Origin of the sequence: Lysinibacillus sp. G01H (assembly GCF_028872195.1) — a bacterium.
GTDB classification, from domain to species: Bacteria; Bacillota; Bacilli; order Bacillales_A; family Planococcaceae; genus Lysinibacillus; species Lysinibacillus capsici.
This window is the reverse complement of the sequence record NZ_CP118397.1, coordinates 3,411,198-3,437,858: the sequence shown is the minus strand read 5'-3', so window position 1 is coordinate 3,437,858 and position 26,661 is coordinate 3,411,198. Positions and strand designations below refer to the sequence as shown.

Here is a 26,661-nt window from a genome sequence, read left to right as displayed (position 1 = left end):
TATAATAATGCTATTATCTAAAAATGTAACATACATTTCAGAGTTCTGAAAGTGTCTGTCATGAGGAGAGGAGCAAGAAAGCATGAGCCAAAAAGATTTAGAAAGCTTACGTAGTCAAATAGACGGTTTAAACTTAGAAATTCTTCGTCTAATTAATGAGCGTGCAGCTGTAGTTGATGAAATCGGTAAAATTAAAGAAAAACAAGGTGTGAATCGCTATGATCCGCTGCGTGAAAGACACATGCTTGATCTTATTAAAGAACACAATCAAGGTCCATTAAACCAAATGACGGTTGATTATATATTTAAGCAAATCTTTAAAACAGCTTTAAAACAACTTGAAGCTGATAAAAAGAAAGAGTTGCTTGTATCTCGTAAGAAGAAGTCAGAAGATACAATTATTAATATCAATGGTGAATTAATTGGACAAGGAAAACCATCTTTCGTATTCGGTCCTTGTGCGGTTGAGTCTTATGAGCAAGTAGCAGCAGTTGCCGCTTCTATTAAAGCAAAAGGCGAAAAGTTAATTCGTGGTGGTGCTTATAAGCCACGTACTTCTCCTTATGACTTCCAAGGTCTTGGATTAGAAGGTCTGAAAATCTTAAAACGTGTGTCCGAGGAATATGGTTTAGGTGTTATTACAGAAATCGTGACACCAGGTCATTTAGAGGAAGCATTGGATTATATTGATGTCATCCAAATTGGTGCACGTAATATGCAAAACTTTGAATTATTAAAAGCAGCAGGTGCAACAAATAAACCTGTATTATTAAAACGAGGCTTAGCTGCAACAATTGATGAATTCATTCATGCTGCCGAATACATTATGTCTAAAGGAAATGAAAACATTATCCTTTGTGAACGTGGTATCCGTACTTATGAAAAAGCAACTCGTAATACATTAGATATTTCAGCTGTACCAGTTTTAAAACAAGAAACGCATTTGCCAGTATTCGTAGATGTTACGCATTCAACAGGGCGTCGTGATTTATTATTACCATGTGCAAAAGCAGCGATTGCCATCGGTGCTGATGGCGTCATGGCAGAAGTGCATCCAGATCCATCTGTTGCATTGTCTGACTCACAACAACAAATGGACATCCCAACATTTGACGCATTCTATGAAACACTACAAAAATTCATGAAAAATCATGAAATTCATGCTTAATTGTTAACAGCGAACACCGCTTGCTTACTTCGGCAGGCGGTGTTTGTTATATCGTGACAAAATAATGTCTAGAATAGGACTATTAGTACTTGGTTTTTACGTAGTTCTTCTTGAAAATAATATGAAAATTATCGTATGATAAGGCTATAATAGGAAAAAAGGGAGGCACGTACGATGACTGTTACAATTTATGATGTTGCAAGAGAAGCAAATGTTTCTATGGCAACGGTCTCTCGTGTAGTCAATGGTAATCAAAACGTAAAACCAGCAACACGAAAAAAAGTACTAGAAGTAATTGAACGATTAGAATACCGTCCAAACGCTGTAGCGCGTGGATTAGCAAGTAAGAAAACAACAACAGTTGGCGTGATTATCCCAGATATTGCAAACAATGTTTATGCAGAGCTGGCTCGTGGTGTAGAGGATATTGCCACAATGTATCGTTACAATATTATTTTAGCCAACTCAGATCAACATGAAGATAAAGAGTTACAGCTACTGGATACAATGCTTGGAAAACAAGTAGATGGTATTGTGATGATGAGTGATGAAGTAACAGAAAAGATGCAACAAACAATGGATCATTCTCCGGTCCCAATTGTATTAGCAGGTTCTGTAGATGAATCGCAAACAATAGCTACTGTTAATATTGACTATTTCCAGGCGGCTTATGAAGCGATATCTTTACTAATTCAAAATGGACATACACGCATTGGTTTCGTAACGGGTCCACTTTCGTATACAATTAACGGAAAATTCAAGCTAGCAGCCTATAAGAAAGCATTGCAGGATGCTGGTTTACCAATAGATGAAGCATTAATTGCTGCAGAAGAGTCCAGCTATGATATGGGCTTAGAGGCATGGGAAATTTTATCTGCTCTTGAACAGCCACCAACAGCTTATTTTGCAGGAAGTGACGAACTGGCCATCGGTTTAATTCATGGCGCACAAGATGCGGGCAAAAATGTTCCAGAAGATATTGAAGTTATCAGCTTTGAGAACTCAAAGTTAGCACGAATGGTTCGCCCACAGTTAACAAGTGTCGCGCTACCGCTTTACGATATTGGAGCTGTTGCAATGCGTCTGCTGACAAAATTAATGAGCAAGGAAACTGTTGAGGACGAATCGGTTATTTTACCACACCGTATTGAGCATCGACAATCTGTCAAAAGTAAATAATGATACCTAACACGTAAATCGCTTATGAAGGATTTGCGTGTTTTTTTACTGGAAGGAACGTCAAAAATAGAGGATAGCGTTTCAAAAATGAGGGATAGACCAAAAGAATTGATGGATATACGACCAAAAGACCAAAAGCATTAATCTAATTTAAAAAGCCCCACGAATATCGTGAGGCCAAGAAATTAATCCCGTCTTTCATTCCGAATAATATGTAGCGATTTGGCTAACATTTGAGCATTCTTTTCCTCTATTTCTGCTTTACGCGGAATTGGCTCATATAAAGGCATCGGGTCCTCCCATGTTGGAATAAAAGGAACAGGGGCTTCTGGTTGCCAGCGATCCAACCATGCTTGAGGGAGTGGCCCCATTGGTAACACTTGGTCAGTCATTTCCAACCATAACATGGACCAGGCACGGGGCACCACTCGCCAAATATCGTAGCCACCGCCACCCACTGCAATCCATCGACCATCACAATATTCATGTGCTAATTGATGAGCTAGCTTAGGAATTTCGCGATAAATATTCATTGTTCCATGTAAATGTGTTAATGGATCAAAATAATGTGCATCTGCCCCATTTTGCGTTAATACAACATCTGGCTTGAAAAATTCAAAAATCTCTCGCATTGACTGTTCATAGATCTCTAGAAAACTTTCATCCTCAGTAAATGCATCCATTGGAAAATTAAAGGAGGTTCCATAGCCTTGACCATTGCCACGCTCAGTAATATTTCCGGTTCCAGGGAATAGATAACGACCAGTTTCATGTATGGACAGTGTACAAACATTAGGATCCTCATAAAAGCTCCATTGGACACCATCCCCATGATGGGCATCTGTATCTACATAAAGTACACGAGCGTTGTACTTTTCCTGTAAGTAACGAATAGCCACTGTGCTATCATTGTAAATACAAAAACCTGATGCACGACCACGGAAACCATGATGGAGTCCTCCACCAAGGTTAAGGGCGTGTTCGGCTTTTCCTTCCATTACATAATCAACAGCGGTTAAAGTTCCACCAACTAGCTGTGCACTTGCTTCATGCATATTTTCAAAAATGGGGGTATCTTCAGTGCCAATCCCGTAGCTTTCACATTGTGCTTCTGATAATTCACCATGCCCTGCTTTTTTTACGATATCTATATATTTTGAATCATGTGCAAGCAATAGTTCTTCTTCCGTAGCACCACGTGCTGGTACAATATCTACATCATCGAGAGCATTAATATTTTTTAGTAAATCCATAGTTAGCGTCAAGCGTTTATGATTGAAAGGATGTGTATCTGAAAATTTATATCCGAGTTGTTCTGGCGAGTAAACGAATACAGCCTTTTTCATTATAGTGAAACACCTGGTAAATTTGGCCATAGGACATCAAAGCCCTCTTTGCGTAGATCTTCAATCATTGCTAAAGGATTTAGTGTTTTTACTCGGACGCTTAAAATTTTGTTTTGTGTATTTTCAGAGTCAGGATAAACTAAGACGCTTTGAACATTGGCATGATGTTGATGAAATATTTTTGTAATTTCAAATAAAACTCCCGGTGTATCGGATACCCGAATCTCGATTTTTGACCCAGGCTCTGTAGCACCAGTCAGCTCTATATATGTATAGAGTAAATCTGTTGTGGTAACAATGCCTACCAATTTTCCACCAGAGACGATAGGTAAACAGCCTATTTTTGATTCGTAAAACGTCAGTGCTACCTCTTCAACAAAATCTAGTGGATGACCTATAAGGGGGTCTTTCACCATAATATCCTCTACTTTTGCATTAAAAATAGGAGAGTTTGGTTCATCCTGCAAAGATGAGGGCAAGACCTCTTTAATATCTCGTTCAGTAATTACTCCTAAAACGTGTTGTTCATCATCTACAACTGGTAAATGACGAACTTTCTTTTCACGCATTAACTTTAGTGCCTCCTGCACTGTATTGGTAGGAGCTAATGTATAAGGCTTATCATTCATAATTTCTTCTACAATCATATAAGCATCCCCTTTGTATTAGTTTTAATACATGAAACGATTTCTAAAACGAAGTCTATCAAATCTTTCCATTGTCTCAGGAGGCACCCGTTTTCCTTCGCGTGCCATCAGGCAATTGGCTGGATGTGATGTAATTTCAGGATCATCTGTTGCAAAATATTCGAAACCAGCAGAGCTCATCATTTTCTCCATCATTTTGCGGTAATCCCAAACATTTAAACCAGTTCCTTTTAAATCCCAATGCCAATAGTACTCGGTAGTAATCACAAGATAATCTTCCATTTCATCCCCCATAAATGAAACGGCTAGTAGTGCCTTCCCAGCACCAGTACCACGGTAGTCTGGAATGACTTCAATGGCACCTAATTCAATCATGTCATCGATACGATCTTCTGCCCATCGTTCAAGTGGATCGGGGTAAAGATAGGTAACATAGCCTACAATAATATCTTGGTTTCGAATAATAATAATTCGGCCTTCGGGTAGTCCAGCAATTTCTATAAGGGCCTGCTGTTGCTGTTTTGGAGGTCTGAAGGCAACCAAGCCTTCATGGAATGAATATGTAGCTAATTTTTCTGGAGGCACAGGTCCTTCCACATACACAGTACCATGCTTTGTTTCCTTTGTGACAGAAAAAAAAGTTTTTTTATGTTCCATAATTACACCACCTGAGTTTAATAATTCCATTATAGCTGATTTCTTGCGTAAAAACGCTTATTTTTGCAAAATATACCTGTATTTTTGGAAAAATAAAAATATTGAGACAATCCATCCTAATTCGTGTAAAATAAGATTATATTGCTTCTGTTATTTAACAGATAAAAGTAGTGCCATTAGGGATTCGACTATTAATACTACGGATAACTGTTATATAACAAATGCTACATATCAATTTTGCTTTTGAAAAATTCTCTGATTTTCAACAGGGGGGATTGTTGAAATTTAGTCAAAAACAAAAGCAAAGAAAGGGGTATTTTCATGGGGATGAAAATGAAGGAGAAGTTAATGGCTTTACCTGGTCAACACCATTTAACGAATTATGAAGAAGTGGCAGAATCTCATAATTGGGCAGATACGGAAAAGGCATTTAGTTGGAGCGAAACAGGTTTAGTGAATATGGCATATGAGGCCATTGATCGCCATACCGAAACACACCGCAAAAATAAGGTGGCATTGTATTTTAATGATGGTAAACGGAAAGAGGCATATTCATTTAATGAAATGAAAAGGTTAACAAACAAAGCAGCAAACGTTTTTAAAACGACTACTAATCTGCAGAAAGGTGATCGTTTATTTATTTTTATGCCTCGTTCACCTGAGCTTTATTTTTCATTATTAGGTGCGTTGAAAATGGGGGTTATTGTTGGACCATTGTTTGAAGCTTTTATGGAAGGTGCCGTGTATGATCGACTTGCTGATAGTGAGGCGAAAGTATTAGTCACGACACCCGCTTTACTTGAACGTGTACCTTTAGCTAAATTACCTAAATTGGAGCATATCTTTTTAGTAGGGGAGGGCATTGAGGAAACAGCTCAAATCCTAGACTTTACTAAACATTTAAAAGAAGCTTCAGCTCATTTTGATATAGAGTGGGTAGACAGAGAAGATGGGATGATTCTTCACTATACCTCTGGATCAACAGGTGCTCCAAAGGGCGTATTGCATGTCCATAATGCTATGATTCAGCAATATCAATCGACGCAATGGGTACTTGATTTACGTGAAGATGATATTTATTGGTGTACAGCCGATCCTGGATGGGTTACAGGAACAGCCTATGGCATTTTTGGTCCGTGGTTAAACGGTGTAACAATGCTAATCGTCGGAGGAAGATTTTCACCACAAGCATGGTATCAGGCTATTGAAGATTATAGTGTGACAGTGTGGTATAGTGCACCAACAGCGTTCCGTATGCTGATGGGGGCAGGTAGTGGCTTGCTTGAAAGCTATGATCTAACATCTTTACGCCATGTGCTGTCTGTTGGTGAGCCGTTAAATCCAGAAGTTATTCGCTGGGGAGTAGAGGAACTAGGTCATCGTATACATGATACATGGTGGATGACAGAGACGGGAGCACATATGATTTGTAATTATCCTTCGATGGATATTAAGCCAGGTTCAATGGGGAAACCTCTTCCTGGTATTCATGCAACGATTGTAGATGATGCAGGCAATGAGGTACCACCATTTACAATGGGGAATCTAGCTATTCGTCGTGGTTGGCCTGCCATGATGCGCCAAATTTGGGGAAACCCAGAGCGTTATGAGTCTTATTTCCTGAAAGGAGAATGGTACGTTTCTGGAGATTCTGCCTATATGGATGATGAAGGTTACTTCTGGTTCCAGGGGCGTGTGGATGATGTCATTATGACGGCTGGTGAACGTGTAGGACCGTTTGAAGTAGAAAGTAAGCTACTTGAGCATCCGGATGTAATTGAAGCAGGTGTTATCGGGAAACCAGATCCGGTGCGAGGCGAAATCATTAAAGCCTTTGTATCCTTACGAGAAGGGGTTGAACCTTCTGATGCATTAATTGAAGATATACGTGATTTTGTTAAAAAAGGTTTATCTGCACATGCAGCACCACGTGAAATAGAATTTAAAGATAAATTGCCAAAAACACGTAGTGGTAAGATTATGCGTCGTGTTTTGAAAGCTTGGGAATTAAATTTACCAACTGGTGATTTATCAACAATGGAAGATTAATTAATTATCTAAAACATCAATTGATATTTATACAACATGTGCATAAAAAGAAGGCAGGGATTCATTCGATGGGCGAAAGGATTCTTGCCTTCTTTTTTCTGTTTTTACAATAGTATAGAAGTGAGAGTAGGTGAAATATTATCTGTTTAAAAAAAACAATGAATTAAATAAAAATTCAGTTGACTTAATAAATATGCAGACGTATACTATTTTTAACTTATTTCAGAGGTGAGTGCAGTGAAAGTAGGTATTGTTGGAGCAACTGGATATGGTGGTCTAGAACTTATTCGATTTTTACATAATCATCCAGCTGTGGAACGAATTGATTTATTTACTTCTTCAGAAGAGGGTGTCCAATTTTCTTCGAAATTTGGTCATCTTGTTAGGATAGCTGATACACCGTTACAAAAGATAGCGTATGACACTTTAGAAAAATTCGATGTTGTTTTTACGAGTACACCATCTGGAGTGACAAGTGAGCTATTACCGCCTTTGGTTGGGAAAGGACCAAAGCTAATCGATTTATCTGGTGATTTTCGGTTAAAAGATCTAGCAAGCTATGAAACCTGGTATGGCAAAAAAGCTGCACCGTTCCATAGTGTTCAACAAAGTGTATATGGTTTAACAGAATGGAATGCAGAGCTTATACGTCAAGCAACACTCGTTGCTAATCCGGGTTGCTACCCAACAGCAGTTTTATTATCCTTACTACCACTTGTAAAAGAACGTTTGATTGATCCTAGTTTTCTAGTTATTGATGCAAAGAGTGGCATTTCAGGAGCAGGCAATAAGCCCTCACAAACTACCCATTTTAGTGAGACAAATGAGAATTTTTCGATCTATAAAGTAAATACACATCAACATATTCCCGAAATTGAACAGGCACTTTCCATGTTTGCTCAAGCAGATACAAAGGTTACTTTTAATACGCATCTGGTTCCAATGACTAGGGGAATTTTGGCGACCTCCTATGCACCAGTAATGCAGGGAATTACAGAGTCGCAATTGATCACTTGCTTACAGGCAACCTATGAGAATCACCCATTTGTTCGAATCGTTACGGATGCATCTAGTTTAGGGACAAATCGTGTCAAGGGATCAAATTATTGTGACATTCTAGCGAAAGTAGATCCCCGTACAAATCGCGCTACAATTGTTAGTGTAATTGATAACCTTGTCAAAGGAGCAGCAGGGCAAGCTATCCAAAATATGAATGTGCAATTTGACTTACCCCAAACGACAGGGCTAGATGTCGTACCGTTCTTTATTTAACAGCATGCAGGAAACTGTATGCTTCTCTTATTTATTAATCTAAGGAGGAATTTCGGATGACAGTTACCACTTCAACGACTCTAATGAAAAAATTATCAAGTAAAAATATTGTTTCACCAAAAGGCTTTAAGGCAGCTGGATTACACTGTGGTTTAAAGCATAAGAAAAAGGATTTAGCCCTTTTGGTAAGTGAAGTCCCAGCAAGTGTTGCGGGTGTTTTTACTACAAACGCTGTGCAAGCAGCACCATTAAAAGTTACGAAGGAAGTTGTTTATGCAACTAAGAAAATGCAAGCGATGATCGTCAATTCAGGCAATGCGAATGCTTGTACAGGTAAACAAGGTGTAAAAGATGCCCAAACAATGCAAGCGCTAGCTGCGGAAAAATTAGGGATTGCACCAAATTTGGTGGGAGTTTGCTCGACGGGTGTTATTGGAGAAATGATGAAATTAGAGCCAGTAGCAAACGGTATTCTACAGTTAGAGCCAAAGGACAATTTAGAAAGTGCGATTGACTTTGCACAGGCTATTTTGACAACAGATACCGTCATGAAAAACACAAGCTATAGTACAACTGTGGATGGCAAGGAAGTTATTGTTGCAGGTGTAGCAAAAGGTTCAGGTATGATCGAACCTAATATGGCCACAATGCTAGGCTTTATTACAACAGATGCCAATATTGAATCTGAGGTGTTGCAAGCAGCTTTATCGACTATTACTAATTTAACATTTAACGCTATTACAGTTGATGGGGATACGTCCACTAATGACACAGTGGTAATATTGGCTAATGGCTTGGCAGGGAATAATTCTTTAACACCAGAGCATCCAGATTGGCAAAATTTCTTTTACACTTTGCAAACAGTAGCGGAAGATTTAGCAAAAATGATTGCCAAAGATGGTGAAGGAGCAACGAAGCTTATCGAAGTGGAAGTTGTTGGTGCAATTTCAGACGAGGAGGCACGTAAAATTGCAAAAACAGTCGTTGGTTCACCACTTGTAAAGACTGCTGTTTTCGGCTGTGATGCTAACTGGGGGCGTATTATTGCAGCAGTAGGGTATAGTGGCGCAACAGTTGATCCAGATAAAATTACCATCCAAATCGGTGGTGCTACTATGGTAGAAAACGGTGAACCAATTCCTTTTTCTGAGGATGAGTTAATTCAAATATTAAAAATGCATGAAGTAAAAATCTATGTGTCCCTTGGTGTGGGTGATGGTAAGGGGCATGCTTGGGGATGTGACTTAACATATGACTATGTTCAAATCAATGCATCATACCGCTCATAAACGTATGGTCATTAAGCTTGGGGGCAGTACACTGGAAGGTTTAAATGAGGCTTTCTTTGATAATTTTAAAAGATTACAAGAGAGTGGAGTAGAGCTGATTATTACCCACGGAGGTGGGCCAGCCATAAATCGAGAATTAGCTGTCCAAGGCATACAATCACATACATTAAATGGAATACGTGTCACGAACGAGGCTGCAATTAAAGTTGTCCAATCGACCCTAATAGGGCAAGTAAACACTGCATTAGTTCATGAGTTAACAACAGCTGGTATAGCAGCCATCGGATTAAATGGCTTTGATGGTCAGTTGATGGTCGTAGATTTTTTAGATCAAGAGACTTATGGCTATGTCGGAGCTATTAAAAATATCAATACATCCTTATTGGAAGCTTTAATGGGTGTAGGGATTGTACCTGTTATTGCCTGCGTAGGTGCCACCGAAGCAGGTCAGGCTCTTAATATTAATGGCGATACGGTAGCCAGTGAAATTGCTTTAGCCGTCGGAGCAGATAGCTTACTACTCGTGACGGATGTGAGTGGTATCCGTATTGAAGATGAATATCAAGCAATAGCTACACCTAGTCTTATAGATCAATGGACAGAGCAGGGCCATATTTACGGTGGAATGATTCCGAAAGTGCAAGGAGCGATTGACTGTTTACGGGCAGGGATTCCTTCTGTACAAATCGTAGGTGCAACTTTAATTGGTACAACAATTGTAGCCACAAGTGAACTTCTTTCTTCCTAGTGTTCTAAATAGGATAGCTTGAGAAGTATAGTTGTTGAAAGAAACTATTTTAAATGATAGTGGAGATGATAACATGAGTGTTTTATTTGAGAATTACGGCAAGCGTCGTGCACAAATTGTCAAAGGTCAGGGGACAATTGTTGAGGATTCAACAGGGAAGCAATACTTGGATTTTACTAGTGGCATTGCTGTGGTGAGTCTTGGACATGCTCATCCAGCCGTTGTACAGGCACTTCAAGAGCAAAGCGAAAAGCTATGGCATATTTCAAATCTTTTTGAAATACCAGGTCAAGAAAAGTTGGCAGAAAAATTAATTGCTAATACACACTTTTCACATGCCTTTTTTTGTAATAGCGGGGCTGAGGCTAATGAAGCGGCCATTAAATTAGCTCGTAAGCATACAGGCAAACATCATATTATTACATTTGAAAAATCATTCCATGGTCGTACCTTTGGAGCAATGTCTGCAACAGGTCAAGGCAAAGTACATAATGGCTTTGGACCACTCGTAGAAAAATTTTCGATTTTGCCCTTTAATGATGCTGCTACACTTGAAGCAACCGTTGATGATTCTGTGGCAGCTATAATGTTAGAAATGATTCAGGGAGAGGGTGGCGTTAATAGTGTATCGGCAGAATTTGCAGCAGCTATTGCAAAAGTCTGTGAGGAGCAAGGTATACTACTAATTGTTGATGAAGTGCAAACGGGCATTGGGCGAACAGGAACACGCTATGCATTTGAACAAACGGTATTAAAGCCACATATCATAACTTTGGCAAAAGGCTTAGGTGGTGGTTTCCCTGTTGGTGCAATGCTCGGAACTGCTGAGCTTCATGCTACATTTAGTCCAGGAACACATGGTACAACATTTGGTGGAAACCCTCTTGCGATGAATGTGGCACAAGCTGTTTTGAATCATGTGTTTGAGCCGGATTTTTTACAGCATGTACGAGAAATATCTGCCTATTTTGTGGCACAACTAAGGTCTCATTTACCTTCTAGCTATACTGTTCAAGGTCAGGGTCTCTTGTTAGGGATTGGCTGTGGGGACACGGAAATAGCGCCTTATATCGCGGCAGCGGAAGAAAGTGGTCTTTTATTAGTAGGGGCAGGACCAACAGTTATTCGTCTCTTGCCTCCATTAACGGTCACAAAGGAAGAGATTGATAAAGCAGTAGCTATTTTAAAGAACATATTACCGTGATACACTTCAGCAATGAAAGTGAGACACCAGCGGCAAAAATGCCTAGAAATTAGGAATGAACAAAGAATCTGCTAGATACTAGCAGATTCTTTGCGCTATAAATGCTACTGTAGCTGTTTTACTAATGTTGTCACTAATTTTGGTAGCCAATCTTCAAGCTGACTAAACGTAAATCCTGCCTTCTCGGCCTTTGCATTGGACATATACCAATCAGCAGGCACCCCATAAGGAGACTGTGATTCCTCATCACCACCAATGAGGGAAATTTTTGCGCGCTGACCACTCGCTTCTTCGATTAGAGCAATTAGATCTTTGAGAGACATTGCCCCTGATGCGGTAGCATTGTATGGTCCCTCAATAGGAGTAACACCCGCAAAGTATAAAAATTCAGCTGCTTCTTCATCTGTAATATAACTCATCTTTGCATCAATGTTCGGTAAAGTAATCGGCTGATTCTGTAAAATATGTTCAACGTGGAAATGTAAACGTCGAGTATAATCATCTTCACCCATCACAATTGGGAAACGTACAGCTACGACTGGGAATGAAGCTTCTTTGAATAAGACTGCCTCCGCTTGTCGTTTTCCTTCTCCATAAGAAAATTGCTCTTGATGTCCCATGCGAATTTGATACTGGTATGGATCAAAGTCTTCTTCCTTTTTCATTTTACCATCTACCTCATAGGTTGAAAGAGTAGAAGTAAAGACCAGCTTTTTCGTTTTCCCTTTTAATATCTCGCAAATCGCTTGTGCCTCGTTGGGCGCATAGCAAATATTATCATAGACAATGTCCCATGTTGTATTGGCTAGTGCCTGTTCTAAAGCATCACGATCATTACGATTTACTACTAATTGCTTAACATGTGTACCAAAGGGATTGCCACTTTGACCACGTGTTAAAATCGTTACATTATGTCCATTTTGAATACAAAGATCAACTAGCTTTTTTCCAAAAAAACGCGTGCCTCCTAAAATCAATATGTTCATATATTTTCACCCCTTCAAAATAGTAGTCCTCTTAATAATGACAAAAAAACAGACTAACTACAATTCATAAGTAAAATGCAGGAAGTCTGTTTAATTGATTATCTACTACAAATGCTTGCTAAGGCATAATGGATTAGCGCCTTGACGTTTCAGTTGGAGTAGTGGTATTACCATTGTCTCCTCCGTTTGTGCCATCTCCAGGGTTATCAGATCCATCACCATTGCTTCCGGATCCATTTCCATTATTGGAGCCATTGCCGTTGCTACCAGAACCATCACCGTTATTGGAGCCATTGCCGTTATTACCAGACCCGTTCCCGTTATTGGAGCCATTGCCGTTACTACCCGAACCATTGCCATTGCCATTAGTAGGTGGCGTTGTAGGTGGTATTGGTTCTTGGTCGTTTTCCTCTGGATCAGGTTCGTTTTCACTACCGCCAGTAGACACAACATTGGAGTGTGGTGATGTTAAACCTGTAATATCTACAGCGACCACTACATAAGCTTGTCCACTAGCAACCGTAATGCTTTGTGTTGACTCTAGTACGGACGTTACAAGTGTATTACCGCCATTCGTAACGTTGTAGATACGATAACCAACAACATCATTCGATGACTCTGACCATGATAATGTAGAGCCATTTACTGAAGCTGAGACAGCTGCTGGAGGGCTACCATCTGCTGGGAAATCAACAGCTGATACAGATGAATTCGACAATGTAGAATTCTTTGGTAACAGACTAGCAGGGTTCCCGCCAAGTCTACCTAACATTCGTTTAATAAAGTCTTGATTAATGCCTGCGCCACCTGCTTTTACAAACTCGGCTGGTGTATTTGGCAACGCATTATAAGTTTTTCCTTTAATCGTCACAACACTTGAAGAGGCTAAGCTATCATCAGGTTGTGAGGGTAAAAATACTTTCGCATTAAATAAATCTGAGCGTACAAGACCTGCGCTAGCACAAGCTGCAGAAGGGGCCATGCCGGAAATGCCACAGAATGACGCAGTCACAACATTTTTAGGCGCCTTAAAGCTTGTTGGTGGGTCAATTAGCTGAGGGTCCGCATCGTAAACGGCATTCATTAAAGTACCCCATAGCTTATTCACCCGAACGCTTGGCTGTAAATAGGTATTGTTAAATGCATAAAGTGTACGAGGTTGATCGTAACCCATCCAAACACCAAGAGATACATTAGGGTTATAACCAACTAACCAAACATCTTTATATTCTTGAGAAGTCCCTGTTTTTGCAGCAAAATCAGAAGAGAACTTTAATGTATTTCGTGCCATTGTCCCTGTTCCTTTAGTGAGAACATCACGTAACATATCTGTCACGATATAAGATGTTTCTGGGCTAAATACTTGAACAGGTTCTACTTCATGTTGGTAAACAATATTTCCTTCTTGGTCTTCAATTCGATCAATCATATAAGCGTCAATGAATTGGCCACCATTTGCAAAGGTAGCAAAGGCATTTGTATTTTCTTCAACAGTAGTTCCTTCTCTTAAAGCGCCGATCCCAGTTGCTAGGTTAGTAAAATCATCGGGATGTAATTTTGAGAATCCCATTTTTACTAACAAATCTGCAGGGCGTCTACTAATAATATCATTATATAAACGTAGTGCTGAAATGTTTTGAGAATCTGCTAAAGCTTCACGTGCTGGGATAAGACCTCGCTCATCACTCGTAATATAGTTACTTGGACTCCAAGAACCGACTGAGAATTTCACGTCAACTAATGGGCTACCCGCACCGATTACGCCATACTCAATGGCAGGTCCATAAACAAGTAATGGTTTCATTGTAGAACCGTTAGAACGATAAGCTTGTGTTGCATGGTTTACTTGAGTGGTTTTAAAGTCTCGACCACCAACAAAGCTTAAAATGCGACCTGTCGTATTTTCTATTAAAATACTACCTACCTGTACTGGCATCTCAATATCAATTTCTTCACCAGTAACAGGGTCTTTCCCTTTACCAGTATACGTATGACCATAATACTGGAAGTCTTTTGCTGCTTTTTGCATTGCATCATACATATCTTTATTAATGGTTGAATAAATACGATAGCCTTTTGAACGAACATCACGATCTGCTAAAATCGTATATTTATCCTTTAATTTCTTTTCTGACTTTAAGCGCTCTGGGTCAATCCCATCATCTTTTGCTAGTTTTTCAGCAATAATATCTTTTGCACGAGCTTCAAGCTCATAAGTCAACCAAGGATAACGATCCTCCGCGCGCATTTCTGGTCCACGGAAATCAGCAGCAATATCATAGTTTAACGCTTCATTATACTGTGCATCATCAATATAACCAGCTTCTTTCATACGATAAAGTACTGTTTTCATACGATCAATACCTGGTTTCAAAGCTTCTTCACTTTTCAGTTCACCTGTATTTGTAAATGGTGTATAAGCAAATGGTGCCTGTGGAATACCAGCTATGTACGCAGCTTGAGGAAGAGACAATTCTTTTGCTTTTACGCCAAAAATTCCTTCCGCAGCTGTTTCAACACCTGCAATATTTCGTCCTGAAGAGTTACGACCATAGGGAATGATATTTAAATAAGCCTCTAATATTTCTTCCTTCGTCATAAAATGTTCTAAACGCATCGCCAGTAAAATTTCCTTAGCTTTACGCTCGTATGATACTTCATTAGTTAGTACTTGGTTTTTAATAAGCTGCTGGGTAAGTGTAGAACCACCTGTCTGCGTTGCAGAGTTAGTGACATCTTGTAATAACCCACGAACAACCGCTTTAGGAACAATTCCGTTATGCTCTCGAAAATATTCATCTTCTGTTGCCAGAACAGCATTCACGACCTCTGGTGCAACATTGCTAAGCGAAGTTTCACGTCGATCTAAATCTGTCCTTAATTTCCCAATATAAATATCGTTGGCAAAATAAATCTCACTGGTTTCTTCATAGCTAAAAATTTGATCCCTTAACTCTTGTTTTGAGCGTAATGGTTCTTCTTTGACAAGAGAAGCAAAATAACCAGCTCCAACTGAACCGACAAATACAGTGCCAACCAATGCAAAGACTAAAAATAGTAAAAATAAGTTCCAGGTAACACTACCTGAAATACGTAATTTCTTCATCCATTTTTGTTCAAGTAATTCATCGATCTTTGCATTGATTTTTTCAATCCAATCTTTCAATGTATCGACCTCCTAAAATCTTGTCTATTATAGCACATATTGTTTTAGCACGAACATAGTTATTGACTTTGAAAAAGAATCGTATAAAATTATGTTTATAGTTTTCTGGTGATGAAGAGTTTGCAGTAGTGTCTATATTCCCTGTTTAGAGAGCCAGTGGTTGGTGAAAACTGGTCATAATGTAGAGACGAATTACGTACTTGGAGCTTAGACGTGCGCGCCTGCGATAAAGGCGGCTGAATGAAGTGGAAGGTGGATGACATCTTCAAGCTGGGTGGTACCGCGTTAGTTTGCAACTTAACGTCCCTGCATGCAATTGTTTGCGTGTAGGGACTTTTTTTATTTAAACATGTCCATGCACGTAACGAATTTAACCATTTTAGGAGGAATGAACATGACAAACGAATTATTACAAGATTTAGAATGGCGTGGTTTGCTATACCAACAAACAGATGCGGAAGGCATGGCAAAATTATTAAATGAACAATCCGTATCTTTATACTGTGGGGTAGATCCAACAGCTGACTCCATGCATATTGGACATATTGTTCCATTGTTAACACTTCGTCGATTCCAAAAAGCAGGCCACCGTCCAATTTTACTTGTTGGTGGTGCAACAGGGATGATCGGTGACCCGTCTGGCCGTTCAGAAGAGCGCCAATTACAGACAGTAGAGCAAATCGATAAAAACGTTCAAGGAATCCGTAGTCAATTAGAACGTATTTTCGAATTTGCAGAAGATGGCAATGGTGCTCAGCTTGTGAACAATCGTGACTGGATTGGTAATATAAACACAATTGAATTTTTACGTGATTATGGGAAATTAATTAACGTAAACTACATGTTAGCAAAAGATACGATTGCTTCTCGTCTTGATACAGGAATCTCATTTACAGAGTTTGCCTATACGTTAATTCAAGGTATTGATTACAATCATTTATACAATCACTACAATTGCCGTATTCAAGTAGGTGGCTCTGACCAATGGGGTAATATTACAACAGGGTTAGAGGTTATTCGTAAAACACACGAGGAAGAAACGAAAGCCTTTGGAATTACGATTCCATTAGTAACCAAGGCAGATGGCACAAAGTTTGGTAAAACAGCAGGTGGTGCTGTTTGGCTAGATAGTAAGAAAACATCTCCATATGAGTTCTACCAATTCTGGATCAATGCAGCTGATGCAGATGTCATAAAATACTTAAAAATCTTCACGTTCCTATCTCGTGAAGAAATTGAAGCTTTAGCTGTATCTGTAGAGGAGGAGCCACATTTACGTAAGGCACAAAAGGCGCTAGCTGAAGAAATGACTCGTTTAATACATGGTCAAGAGGCATTAGAGCAAGCCATCCGTATTACAGCTGCTTTATTCTCAGGAGATCTAAAAGCACTTTCAGCCGAAGAAATGAAGGACGTTTTTAAAGATGTTCCTTCTATTGAAATGGCTAAAGAGGACAAAAACATTGTGGACCTACTTGTGGAGGCCGGCATTTCCTCTTCAAAACGTCAAGCACGTGAGGACGTATCAAATGGTGCTATTAGTGTAAACGGTGAAAAGGTAACGGATTTAGAATATGTAGTCGATGCGAAGGATCGTTTAGAGGATGCATTTAGCATTGTCCGTCGAGGTAAGAAAAAATATCATATGGTGAAATTTATCTAATTTCTATTTGCAAAACCACATCCACAAAACGCTGGATGTGGTTTTTTAATCATAAGAAACTTGGAGGTTTTATTTGTTCATATTCTTTAGGATGCAGTATTTTTGCAAGCTTTATAGCACCTTCAATAAGTCGTGGAGAAGGGCGACAATACAGCCATTCTTCCATTACATGAAGCTGTTCCGATTGAACGGCATGTAGCTCTTTGGCAGATGGACGTTTTAATAAATTAGCAGGTTGGATACGCTCAAATGCTACACCAACCCAAGCCATCATGATATAGTCAGGCTTGCGTTTAACAACATCTGTCCAATCTGTTTGAACACTAGCAAGCTCAACATCTTGAAATAGATTAATGCCACCAGCAAGAGCGCTAATTTCCGTTAGCCAATTTATTTTCCCAGGAGTGAAAATAGGGTTTGGCCACCATTCCCAATAGAGGGTAGGTTTCTTCGGAATTGTTTGTGCAATGGAGTACATTTTTTCGATGGAATGCATGTACTCTTCAGCGATTGTCTTTGCTTGTTCCTCCACTTGACAAGCTTGCCCGAGTGTCAGAAGATCTTGCGCAATTTCTTCTAATGAGTTTGCATTGAAAATAATATGAGGAATATTTCTTTCTTTTAGTGCCTCAATGTTTTTTTCCATACCAGGTACACTCAAGGAAGCCAGAACAAGATCAGGCTGTAATGCCTCTAATGCATCCATGTTAATTGATAAATCAGGTCCAAGCTGTGGTAGATCTTTAACCGATGATGGCCAATCGGAAAAATCATCTACTCCAACGAGCTGGTCTGTCAGCCCTAAATAGGCGACTAATTCTGTATTGCTAGGACAAATTGAAATTAAACGCATATTGTTTTCTCCTATCCTTTTTAAGAAAAGTATAGCGAGTGTTCCCGTGATAGACAACGTGTGTGTATCGAGCCCATAAAAAAGTGGAGAAAACATTTGTTTTCTCCACCCTTTGTATAGGCTTATAGGAAACCGTCGATTAAGAAAGGGCAACTGCCTCGAGTGACTCTTCTTTTTTCACAATAGGACCCATTGCATTTGTGATGATTTGTTTGATATCCTCTAGTGTTGCTTTACGAGGGTTCGTCTCAGCACACACATCTAACAATGCATTTTTTGCTAAGATCTCAATATCCTCATCTTTTGCACCTAATTCACGGAAGCCACTAGGAATATTTAAATCTTGTGATAACTTCTCAATAGCTGTAATAGCCTTTTCAGCGGCATCGCGCTTACTTAAACCTTCTACATTTTCTCCTAATAATTCAGCGATACGAGCAAAGCGCTCTGTACGTGCTGTGACATTAAATCGACAAACATGTGGTAATAAAATAGCGTTGCACACGCCATGCGGTAGGTTATAGAAACCACCCAATTGATGAGCAATTGCATGAACATAGCCAAGTGATGCATTATTAAAGGCCATTCCCGCTAAAAATTGTGCATATACCATTTGTTCACGAGCTTCTATATCAGCTCCATTTGCATAGGCACGAGGTAGATATTCAGGGATTAGTTGAAGTACCTTTTCTGCACATGCGTCCGTGATTGGTGTAGCATTCGTAGAAACGAATGATTCAATAGCATGTGTTAGTGCATCAACCCCAGTAGCTGCCGTAAGAGCAGGAGGTAAACCAATCATTAATTCAGGATCGTTTATAGAAAGTAAGGGTGTTACATGCTTATCAACAATGGCCATTTTTACTTTGCGTGCTGTATCCGTAATAATAGTGAAACGAGTCATTTCACTGGCAGTACCAGCAGTTGTATTAATTGCAATTAATGGCACAAGTGGATTTTGTGATTTATCAACGCCTTCATAATCATGAATACGTCCACCATTCGAAGCAATAAGTCCGATACCTTTTGCTGCATCGTGTGCGCTGCCTCCTCCAAGAGAAACAATAGAATCGCAGTTTTCCGCATGATACACGGAAATACCATCTTCAATGTTTTGATCTGTTGGATTTGGTTCTGCTTTAGGGAAAATTGCTACATCAATTCCAGCAGCTGTAATGATGTTTGCAATTTGTTCTGAGAGACCTAATTTGTGTAGGCCCTCATCTGTTACGATTAATGTCTTTTTCACTTCTAAATCATTTAAGCGTTTACCAACTTCTTGAATTGCTCCAGGTCCAAATAAGTTTGTTTTCGGCATAACAAATTGCTTTAGAACGTCTGACATATTTCCAACCCCTTTTAAAAAATTATTATTGCTTGAATGATGGTGAACCACCTTTCGCAATTCATCGTATTCTATTTTTTGTAAAAGTTCAACTCGTATTTTTATTAAAATTGTTAATTTTTTTCGTGTTATTATTTTACAAAAAAGTTAAGGTGGTGAAAGAAGGGGGGAATGTTGTTTTGTAGTAGAATATTGAATTTAAAAAGGTTTTAAAAATATTTTACTATGAAAGTAAATTATATTTTTTGGAAAACAGTTCTATTTTGATGACCTAATGAATAGTAAATAACTGATATTTTGTTTTTAATATAAAGGTAGTGATTATGTTATATTGAAACTATGTAATTGCTATTTTAAAGTACATAAAAATGTCACAATATAAGATGGGAAAATTATTGTTAATTATAATAATTGGGGCAATGCGTCTGCGCTAAAAAAGTAGTGCATCATTTTGGAGAAATTAGTGGAAATATAAATTCTTGCTTTCGCTTAAATTTATAGTCAGGCTGGTTTAACAATCATGAGTATTTTATTTGTTGGTGGGATTGCACTTGCTGTCCCTTTATTAGTGGCGCTTGTTAAACAGTTAGGTTGGAATATGGGAGGGATTGCAATCTAGTAATATTATTTGCCGGAACAAGTGTTGCACCGTTCATATCTGTACGGAATTAGTTTCTGCATTAATGATTAAAAGCGGAAAAAACGTAGGTTCTAATTGATTGTTCATAGGAAGTAGGATCAGGACGATCAAACGTTGAAAAATAAAAAGCCCTGAAGCCTTGGGATGCAAGGGATTTCAGGGCTTTTATTAGCATTATTTGCAGTGCAAACTGATTAACGAGAGTAGTACTCTACGATGAATGCTTCGTTGATTTCAGCTGATAATTCAGAACGTTCTGGAAGGCGAGTGAATGTACCTTCTTTTTTGTCAGCATCAAATGTTAAGTAGTCAGGTACGAAGTTGTTTACTTCGATTGCTTCTACTACTACAGCAAGGTTTTGAGATTTTTCACGAAGAGAAATCGTTTGACCTGGTTTTACGCTGTATGATGGGATATCAACGCGTTTGCCATCTACTAAGATGTGACCGTGGTTAACTAATTGACGAGCTCCACGACGAGTACGAGCTAAACCTAAACGGTAAACTAAGTTGTCAAGGCGAGTTTCAAGAAGGATCATGAAGTTTTCACCGTGAACACCTTTCATTTTACCAGCGCGGTTAAATAGAGTACGGAATTGACGTTCGTTCATACCATACATATGACGAAGTTTTTGTTTTTCTTGAAGTTGTAAACCGTATTCTGATAATTTTTTACGTTGGTTTGGACCGTGTTGTCCTGGTGCGTAAGGACGTTTTTCGATTTCTTTACCTGTACCGCTTAGTGAGATACCAAGACGACGTGATAATTTCCAAGATGGACCTGTATAACGAGACATATTGTTGTCTCCTCCTTTAAATTTGGTTTTTTTGTTGTAAAACAAAAACCAGTAGTATCCGTTCTTACACGCATTTTATTTTCATGTACTTTCGCCTATGCAGCCGTTAGGTTACACAATACACCATCTAATTTTCATTGCTGATCATCTAAGTAGTTGTACATCAGAAAATAGAGGAATAAAATACAATCATAAGCTTATACCACTGCTGCGTTTATTTTACACAACCTCCATTGTAACTGCTTAGGACAAGGACGTCAATTATTAGCTAGTAAAAAAATATAAAAGAACATAGTAGGAAATTCCTCATTACCTATTTTGAATAATATGGGAATAGTTAATGATACGCTGTGTTATGTAAATTGTAAAAGTAAGGGATAATTACATAGTCAAAATGACACAAATTATGTATAATATATTATAAGTTAATAGTAATTGATTTGGACGTTATATAGAAAAGGTGATTTCATGACAGACCATTTACAAACGCTAAAATATATAAAATCTGATGTTTTGAGCTTTTGGGTGAGTTCTTATGAAGAACAAACTAGTTTTAATGGGTATTTTTGTTCATTGAAACAGTTTCTAAAGAAGCGCTTGAAAATTGATAATGCTGCTTTTCTTAGTTTTGAAGGTAATTCCTTAATCCCAATCGAAGAGATGGCTTCATTAACAATTGAAACAAAGCTAAATGCTGTGTCATGGCTGATGATCGAAGCTAGTTTTTATCAACAAAAAGTAGTGAAAATTCCTTATGTATTGAAAGCAAGACAGGCCTATTCAATGATGACAGATATGGTGCTTTTCCAAGCAGAGGGCAAAAATCCCATTGGTATATTACTTGTGGAGGCAACAGAGTCTTGGACAGACTTTATGACCTCGGAGTATGGTGAAGAGTGTATAGAAATACTTTCAAAGGTTCTTCAAATGATTAGAGACAATTTAGATGTCAAAATAAATGAAGACCAATATAGAAAACTATATAACATGACTGACTTATTTCATTCAACAATGGATATTGATTTAATTTTAGAAAACGTATTAAAAAATATACGGGATAATTTTCCTGAGTTTAATGTGGAGCTTATTTTATCGAATGATCAAGATCGACACACGACCATCGATATTAAGCTTTTTGATTATTTATCAGAAAGACCTGCTACAATTGAAGCCTTTGTATCAGGAGAGTTAACGACAGAGTTAGCGAGCGATTTAAATTGTCGGTTGTTAAATGCACCGATTAAGGGCAGGCAAGCTATTTATGGCATCTTGCAAGTAAGTGCTCCCACCACTTATCTTTTTTCAACAACCGAAAAAGATTTTGTACGGATGTTGGCACAAGCTTCAGGAAATGCTCTTGAAAATGCAAAGTTATATCATCAATCGCATCGCCTCGTAAGTGACTTACAACTCATCAATGAAACTTCGCATCGTTTAAATATGCGAATTGACATTCATGAAATGTTACTTTTCCTACAAAAGCAGTTACTGAAATCCTTTCAGCCAATGGAAGTATGTTTCGCATTTAAAAAACACGATACATTTGAAATAACAGGTGCAAGTACCTCCCTGTTCCATTCAGAAAACGGTCAATGTTATATAAAACATGTTGAACAGCACTTTGCTCAAACGAATGATCCACTATTTGTTGCCGATTTCAGCCGTCTAACTCCTAATCAAATTGAGTATCGCTCTATTATGGCGATTCCTATACTTATGGAGGAAAAGATTAATGGTTTTAGTATTGTCTTACATAAAGAGCCATATTTCTTTTCATTCGATAGTTTCAAATTAATGCAATCTTTAATTCACCATTCATCATTAGCCATTGCAAACTCAATTTTACGAACACAGCTTCAGGAAATGGTCGATTTGGATCATTTAACGAAATTGTATGCTCGCAGTTACCTCGATCAGTTTGTAGAAAAATCACTTGAATATGATCAATCGGGTATGTTTTTGTTAATTGATATCGATAATTTTAAACGCATTAATGATACGTATGGTCACCAAGTTGGAGATAAAATTCTTGTTCAGATTGCGGTTCAATTAAAAGAGACTATTGGAAGTCGTGGGATTTGTGCAAGATGGGGTGGAGAAGAAATGTCTGTCTATGTCCCTAATATCGATGAAAAAGAAGCTTTAGAATTAGCATCAACCATTGTGGAAGTCATCCCAAGTGCCACAGATCCACAAGTAACCATTTCTGCGGGTCTTATAACATGGGATGAGCGAGATCGACCAGCATTCCAATCTGTGTTTTTACATGCAGATACAGCCTTGTATGAAGCGAAAAACAGCGGGAAAAATCGCTTTTGTACTCACAATGGATCGTTCCAAACGAATTCATAGAATTGATAATGCAAAATGTAAATGGTTGTTTAAATAAATCGCCCTGAAATGACAATATAAAACATTTCAGGGCAATTTTTAATATTGTATTATAAATGGTTAAGGAGTGTTCTAACAAATTCCTCTAGGCCACTACGATCTTCCTCTGTAAATCGATTCACGATAGGACTATCGATATCTAACACACCAATAATTTCACCTTGCTTCATTAGCGGTATAACTATTTCAGACTGCGATGCAGCATCACAGGCAATATGTCCTGGAAAATCATGTACATCTTTTACAACAACTGTTTCTCTTGTTGCCACAGCTGTACCACAAACACCACGCCCAATAGGAATTCTAACACAGGCAGGAAGACCCTGGAATGGTCCTAACACAAGCTCATTATCCTGCAAGAGATAAAACCCAACCCAGTTAATGTTCGTTAAAAATTGATTTAACAGAGCGGAGGCATTACTTAAATTGGCGATTTGATTGGTTTCGCCAGTTAATAGTGCATCTAATTGTTTTGATAATGTCAGATACTGGTCAGCAATTGATCCTTCGTAATTAATTTGTGTAAACATACTAAGCACCTCGTTTAAAAGTTATTCATATTGGTAATATAACATTATAGTGTTGATGTAAATCTTCTGCGCTATGTGCATCTGAACCAAATACATATGGTAGTTTAATAGTTTGACTATAATTGATAAGAGCAAATGGTGGATAAGGCTCCTGACAATATTGTTTACTTAAACCAGCACTATTTAAATCTAATTCATAGCCCGCCAATTTCATGCTGTCTAATACTTCTTTGATACGTGGGATGTCATTGATTTTTTCGTTGTGCGCTAGTTGGAATTTATGAATAAGTGATGGGTGACCAATCCGTTTCGGTTTGTATGGACCAAGATCTGCTCTAATCGATTGTAGGACAGTATCATAATATAAATCATAAACCTGTTCAACAGAGCCAACTTTTTTTGAAAAATCAATAAAGCATTCAGAAGAAAAGTCGATACATACAAAGGTATCTTGCCATTTTAAAAAATGGACTGATAAAATAGCGTCATCTAAAAGATGTCCATAGGTATCAAGGAATTGACGAGTTTCTTGTTCGTAGCCTTGGATGTAGTCTACTTCTAGTCCGATGCGGATACGAATAGCTTGTGCATACTGTTGTTGCAGATGTTGCAATTCTTCAATGTAAGACATGAGATCATCAGGATTCATGCCACTATCTTGTTGCGGGGTTGGATCGACAAAACTTTTGGGCAATGGGGCGTGTTCTGTAAATGTTATATCTGTGAAATCTTTAGAAATTGCTTTTTCAATATATTGCTTGAATGAGTCCGTAGTGCCATGTGGACAAAAAGGACTATGTATATGCCCATCACGTTTCATAATTTACCACTCCTTTAGCTCTATAGATACGCTATTTAAATATTTCTCAATAGCGAAAATACAGTTTTCTGAAAAACACTTAAATTTTAGTACAAAAGGCGAAAACATAGTATATAATAAATACAACTAGCCAATTCGTTTATTGTAGAATAGGAGGCTTACGATGGAGTATATCATCATTCCGATTATCCTACTATTAATTTTAGCCATAGTAGGATTTATGATGCGAAGAAAACATGTTGCAATTATTGCAAAACTAGAAAATGAAAAATTACAAATACAACATAATCCTATAAATGAAGAAATTTCAAAAGTAAAATCTTTAAACATGAACGGTGAAACGGAAGAAATGTTTGAACGATGGCGTAATACTTGGGATGAAGTCATCGACGTACATATGACTAAAATCGATTCTCTTCTATTTGATGCTGAGGATCAAATTAATCGACTTCGTTTTAAAAGGGCAACTTTTATAGAACGTGAAATTGAAGATTACATTGAGAAATGCGACCAAGATAAAAATAAAATTTTAGAAGAACTGAATGAATTAATTGGCAGCGAAGAAAAAAATCGAATTGAAATCGAACAATTAAAAGAATACTATCGCTCTGCAAGAAAGACATTGCTGGCTCATCAACATTCATTCGGTGTAGCATTACCTGCATTAGAGAAGAAGCTAGAGACATTTGTTCAAAAATTTGAAGAGTTCGATGTCCTAACAAATGAAGGTAATTATTTGCAAGCGCGAGAAATTGTCATTAGCTTAAATCAAGAATCACAGCAGACATTCGAATATATTAATGATGTTCCAACCATCTTAACGGAAATTCAAGTAAAGCTACCAGGTGCGGTTCAGGAATTGCGTAATGGTCAGCGTGAAATGGAAGACCAATCTTACTATTTACAGCATTTAGAATTGACAGATGCACTTAATAAATATGAAAAAGAATTTGAGGCATTAAAACTCGAACTTGCAGAGCTGAATTTAAAAGTTGTTAAACCGCGTGTGACAGAAATAAATGAAGAAATCGACCATTTTTATGATTTACTTGAAAAAGAGGTTATTGCTAAAAATTATGTAGATCAAAATTGTGATCGTTTATTAAGTTCTATTACCAATGTCATTTCTTCAACAAAATTAGTGAATGACGAGGCAACGTATGTACAGCAAAGTTATCATTTAAATGAAAAAGATGCCGAAATTCCAAAAGTCGCTTTAAAACAATTGGAAGCACTGCAACGTCGCTATGATCTATTAGCTATGCGAGTTAGTGAAGAAAAATCAGCTTATTCTAGCTTACAGGAAGAGTTAATCGAAATTAGTGAAGAGCTTGAACGAATTCATGAAGAACAAGGTCATCTATCGAATACAATGAAGAAACTTCGAATAGATGAAAATAAGGCACGCGCTCAAGTCGAAAACTTAAAGAAAATATTACAGGATACTGATCGTTTATTGAACAAGGCAAATATTCCAGGAATTCCTGAGGAGATGGATGCAAGACTTGATGAGGCAGCAGAGCACATCTATGTTGTCATGCAAAGCTTGCAAGAAGTACCACTTAATATGGGTACTGTTCATAATAATCTAAATGCAGCAACACTCTGTGTAGAGGATGTTAAAGTAAAGGCACATGAGTTAATAGAAAATGTGATGCTCATTGAACGTATTATTCAGTACGGTAATCGCCATCGCGCATCGAACCCAAAATTGAACGGACGTTTACGAGAAGCAGAAGAGGCTTTCCACCAATTCCGTTATGCAAAGGCTTTAGAAGAAGCAGGTACTGCAGTGGAAGAAATGGAGCCAGGTGCCTTAAAGCGTATTCAAGAAATGGTTGCCGAAGAATTCATAGCAAAATAATTCAAATAACATTTTGAGCTGTCTAAAAAGTATAGCGATTACTTTTT

20 protein-coding genes and 1 other annotated feature are annotated in these 26,661 nt (G+C 38.1%); of the genes, 10 read left to right on the top strand and 10 right to left on the bottom strand.

Going from position 1 to position 26,661, the window contains the following annotated elements; all coding sequences use genetic code 11:
- Positions 1–82: 82 nt before the first annotated feature.
- Positions 83–1,168 (top strand): bifunctional 3-deoxy-7-phosphoheptulonate synthase/chorismate mutase, encoded by a 1,086-nt coding sequence (locus PSR12_RS17425; protein ID WP_004226108.1) that lies wholly within the window; start codon positions 83–85, stop codon positions 1,166–1,168.
- Positions 1,169–1,342: 174 nt separating this feature from the next.
- The gene (gene ccpA / locus PSR12_RS17420) at positions 1,343–2,347 is read left to right on the top strand and encodes a catabolite control protein A (protein ID WP_221681014.1); all 1,005 of its coding nucleotides are present in this window, start codon (positions 1,343–1,345) and stop codon (positions 2,345–2,347) included.
- A 185-nt stretch (positions 2,348–2,532) separates the two neighbouring features.
- Here the strand turns inward: ccpA and PSR12_RS17415 are convergent, their stop codons facing one another.
- The 3 genes from PSR12_RS17415 to PSR12_RS17405 are packed head-to-tail and all read right to left on the bottom strand — an operon-like array spanning position 2,533 to position 4,997.
- Positions 2,533–3,693 (bottom strand): acetoin utilization protein AcuC, encoded by a 1,161-nt coding sequence (locus tag PSR12_RS17415; RefSeq protein WP_274769938.1) that lies wholly within the window; start codon positions 3,691–3,693, stop codon positions 2,533–2,535.
- Positions 3,693–4,340 carry an acetoin utilization AcuB family protein gene (locus tag PSR12_RS17410; RefSeq protein WP_004226115.1) on the bottom strand — a complete coding sequence of 216 codons (648 nt, stop codon included), beginning with the start codon at positions 4,338–4,340 and terminating at the stop codon, positions 3,693–3,695. Before PSR12_RS17410 ends, PSR12_RS17415 begins: the two co-directional genes overlap by 1 nt.
- A 24-nt stretch (positions 4,341–4,364) precedes the next feature.
- A complete protein-coding gene (locus PSR12_RS17405; RefSeq protein ID WP_221681012.1) occupies positions 4,365–4,997 on the bottom strand; it encodes a GNAT family N-acetyltransferase in 633 nt (210 codons plus the stop codon).
- Positions 4,998–5,318: 321 nt separating this feature from the next.
- Here PSR12_RS17405 and acsA point away from each other — a divergent pair, with 321 nt between their 5' ends.
- The 5 genes from acsA to PSR12_RS17380 all read left to right on the top strand — a co-directional run bounded on the left by acsA (position 5,319) and on the right by PSR12_RS17380 (position 11,559).
- Positions 5,319–7,046: an acetate--CoA ligase gene (gene acsA / locus PSR12_RS17400; RefSeq protein WP_370635378.1), complete on the top strand. Its 1,728-nt coding sequence runs from the start codon at positions 5,319–5,321 to the stop codon at positions 7,044–7,046.
- A 237-nt stretch (positions 7,047–7,283) separates the two neighbouring features.
- Positions 7,284–8,318 (top strand): N-acetyl-gamma-glutamyl-phosphate reductase, encoded by a 1,035-nt coding sequence (argC, locus tag PSR12_RS17395; RefSeq protein WP_221681011.1) that lies wholly within the window; start codon positions 7,284–7,286, stop codon positions 8,316–8,318.
- Positions 8,319–8,374: 56 nt separating this feature from the next.
- Positions 8,375–9,607 carry a bifunctional glutamate N-acetyltransferase/amino-acid acetyltransferase ArgJ gene (argJ, locus tag PSR12_RS17390; RefSeq protein WP_221681010.1) on the top strand — a complete coding sequence of 411 codons (1,233 nt, stop codon included), beginning with the start codon at positions 8,375–8,377 and terminating at the stop codon, positions 9,605–9,607.
- Positions 9,570–10,355, top strand: coding sequence for an acetylglutamate kinase (gene argB, locus PSR12_RS17385; RefSeq protein WP_257520358.1), 786 nt, complete (start codon positions 9,570–9,572; stop codon positions 10,353–10,355). The genes argJ and argB overlap by 38 nt, the downstream gene beginning before the upstream one ends.
- Positions 10,356–10,428: 73 nt before the next feature.
- Entirely contained in the window at positions 10,429–11,559 is a 1,131-nt protein-coding gene (locus PSR12_RS17380; RefSeq protein ID WP_274769934.1) for an acetylornithine transaminase, read from the top strand.
- A 104-nt stretch (positions 11,560–11,663) separates the two neighbouring features.
- Here PSR12_RS17380 and PSR12_RS17375 read toward each other — a convergent pair whose 3' ends face one another.
- Together PSR12_RS17375 and PSR12_RS17370 are read right to left on the bottom strand one after the other, a co-directional pair.
- A complete protein-coding gene (locus tag PSR12_RS17375; RefSeq protein ID WP_221681008.1) occupies positions 11,664–12,545 on the bottom strand; it encodes an NAD-dependent epimerase/dehydratase family protein in 882 nt (293 codons plus the stop codon).
- Positions 12,546–12,678: 133 nt separating this feature from the next.
- On the bottom strand, positions 12,679–15,711 hold the full coding sequence (locus PSR12_RS17370; RefSeq protein ID WP_274769932.1) for a transglycosylase domain-containing protein: 3,033 nt from the start codon (positions 15,709–15,711) through the stop codon (positions 12,679–12,681).
- A gap of 102 nt (positions 15,712–15,813) precedes the next feature.
- Positions 15,814–16,022: a binding site (T-box leader), on the top strand.
- Positions 16,023–16,105: 83 nt separating this feature from the next.
- On the opposite strand from PSR12_RS17370, the gene tyrS reads away from it, so the two are divergent.
- The gene (tyrS, locus tag PSR12_RS17365; RefSeq protein ID WP_274769930.1) at positions 16,106–17,374 is read left to right on the top strand and encodes a tyrosine--tRNA ligase; all 1,269 of its coding nucleotides are present in this window, start codon (positions 16,106–16,108) and stop codon (positions 17,372–17,374) included.
- A 49-nt stretch (positions 17,375–17,423) separates the two neighbouring features.
- Here the strand turns inward: tyrS and PSR12_RS17360 are convergent, their stop codons facing one another.
- The 3 genes from PSR12_RS17360 to rpsD form a co-directional block, all read right to left on the bottom strand.
- Positions 17,424–18,227 (bottom strand): cobalamin-binding protein, encoded by an 804-nt coding sequence (locus PSR12_RS17360; protein ID WP_274769929.1) that lies wholly within the window; start codon positions 18,225–18,227, stop codon positions 17,424–17,426.
- Between the two features lie 139 nt (positions 18,228–18,366).
- Positions 18,367–19,572 (bottom strand): iron-containing alcohol dehydrogenase, encoded by a 1,206-nt coding sequence (locus tag PSR12_RS17355; RefSeq protein WP_004226138.1) that lies wholly within the window; start codon positions 19,570–19,572, stop codon positions 18,367–18,369.
- 834 nt (positions 19,573–20,406) lie between these two features.
- A complete protein-coding gene (gene rpsD, locus PSR12_RS17350; protein WP_004226141.1) occupies positions 20,407–21,009 on the bottom strand; it encodes a 30S ribosomal protein S4 in 603 nt (200 codons plus the stop codon).
- A 468-nt stretch (positions 21,010–21,477) separates the two neighbouring features.
- Here rpsD and PSR12_RS17345 point away from each other — a divergent pair, with 468 nt between their 5' ends.
- Positions 21,478–23,361: a sensor domain-containing diguanylate cyclase gene (locus tag PSR12_RS17345; RefSeq protein ID WP_221681003.1), complete on the top strand. Its 1,884-nt coding sequence runs from the start codon at positions 21,478–21,480 to the stop codon at positions 23,359–23,361.
- An 89-nt stretch (positions 23,362–23,450) separates the two neighbouring features.
- Here the strand turns inward: PSR12_RS17345 and PSR12_RS17340 are convergent, their stop codons facing one another.
- Both PSR12_RS17340 and hisJ read right to left on the bottom strand, forming a co-directional pair.
- A complete protein-coding gene (locus tag PSR12_RS17340; protein WP_274769927.1) occupies positions 23,451–23,930 on the bottom strand; it encodes a GAF domain-containing protein in 480 nt (159 codons plus the stop codon).
- 25 nt (positions 23,931–23,955) lie between these two features.
- Complete coding sequence (gene hisJ / locus PSR12_RS17335; protein WP_274769925.1) at positions 23,956–24,750, bottom strand: histidinol-phosphatase HisJ; 795 nt, start codon at positions 24,748–24,750, stop codon at positions 23,956–23,958.
- A 163-nt stretch (positions 24,751–24,913) separates the two neighbouring features.
- On the opposite strand from hisJ, the gene ezrA reads away from it, so the two are divergent.
- Complete coding sequence (gene ezrA / locus PSR12_RS17330; protein WP_257520355.1) at positions 24,914–26,614, top strand: septation ring formation regulator EzrA; 1,701 nt, start codon at positions 24,914–24,916, stop codon at positions 26,612–26,614.
- The last annotated feature ends 47 nt before the right edge of the window (positions 26,615–26,661 follow it).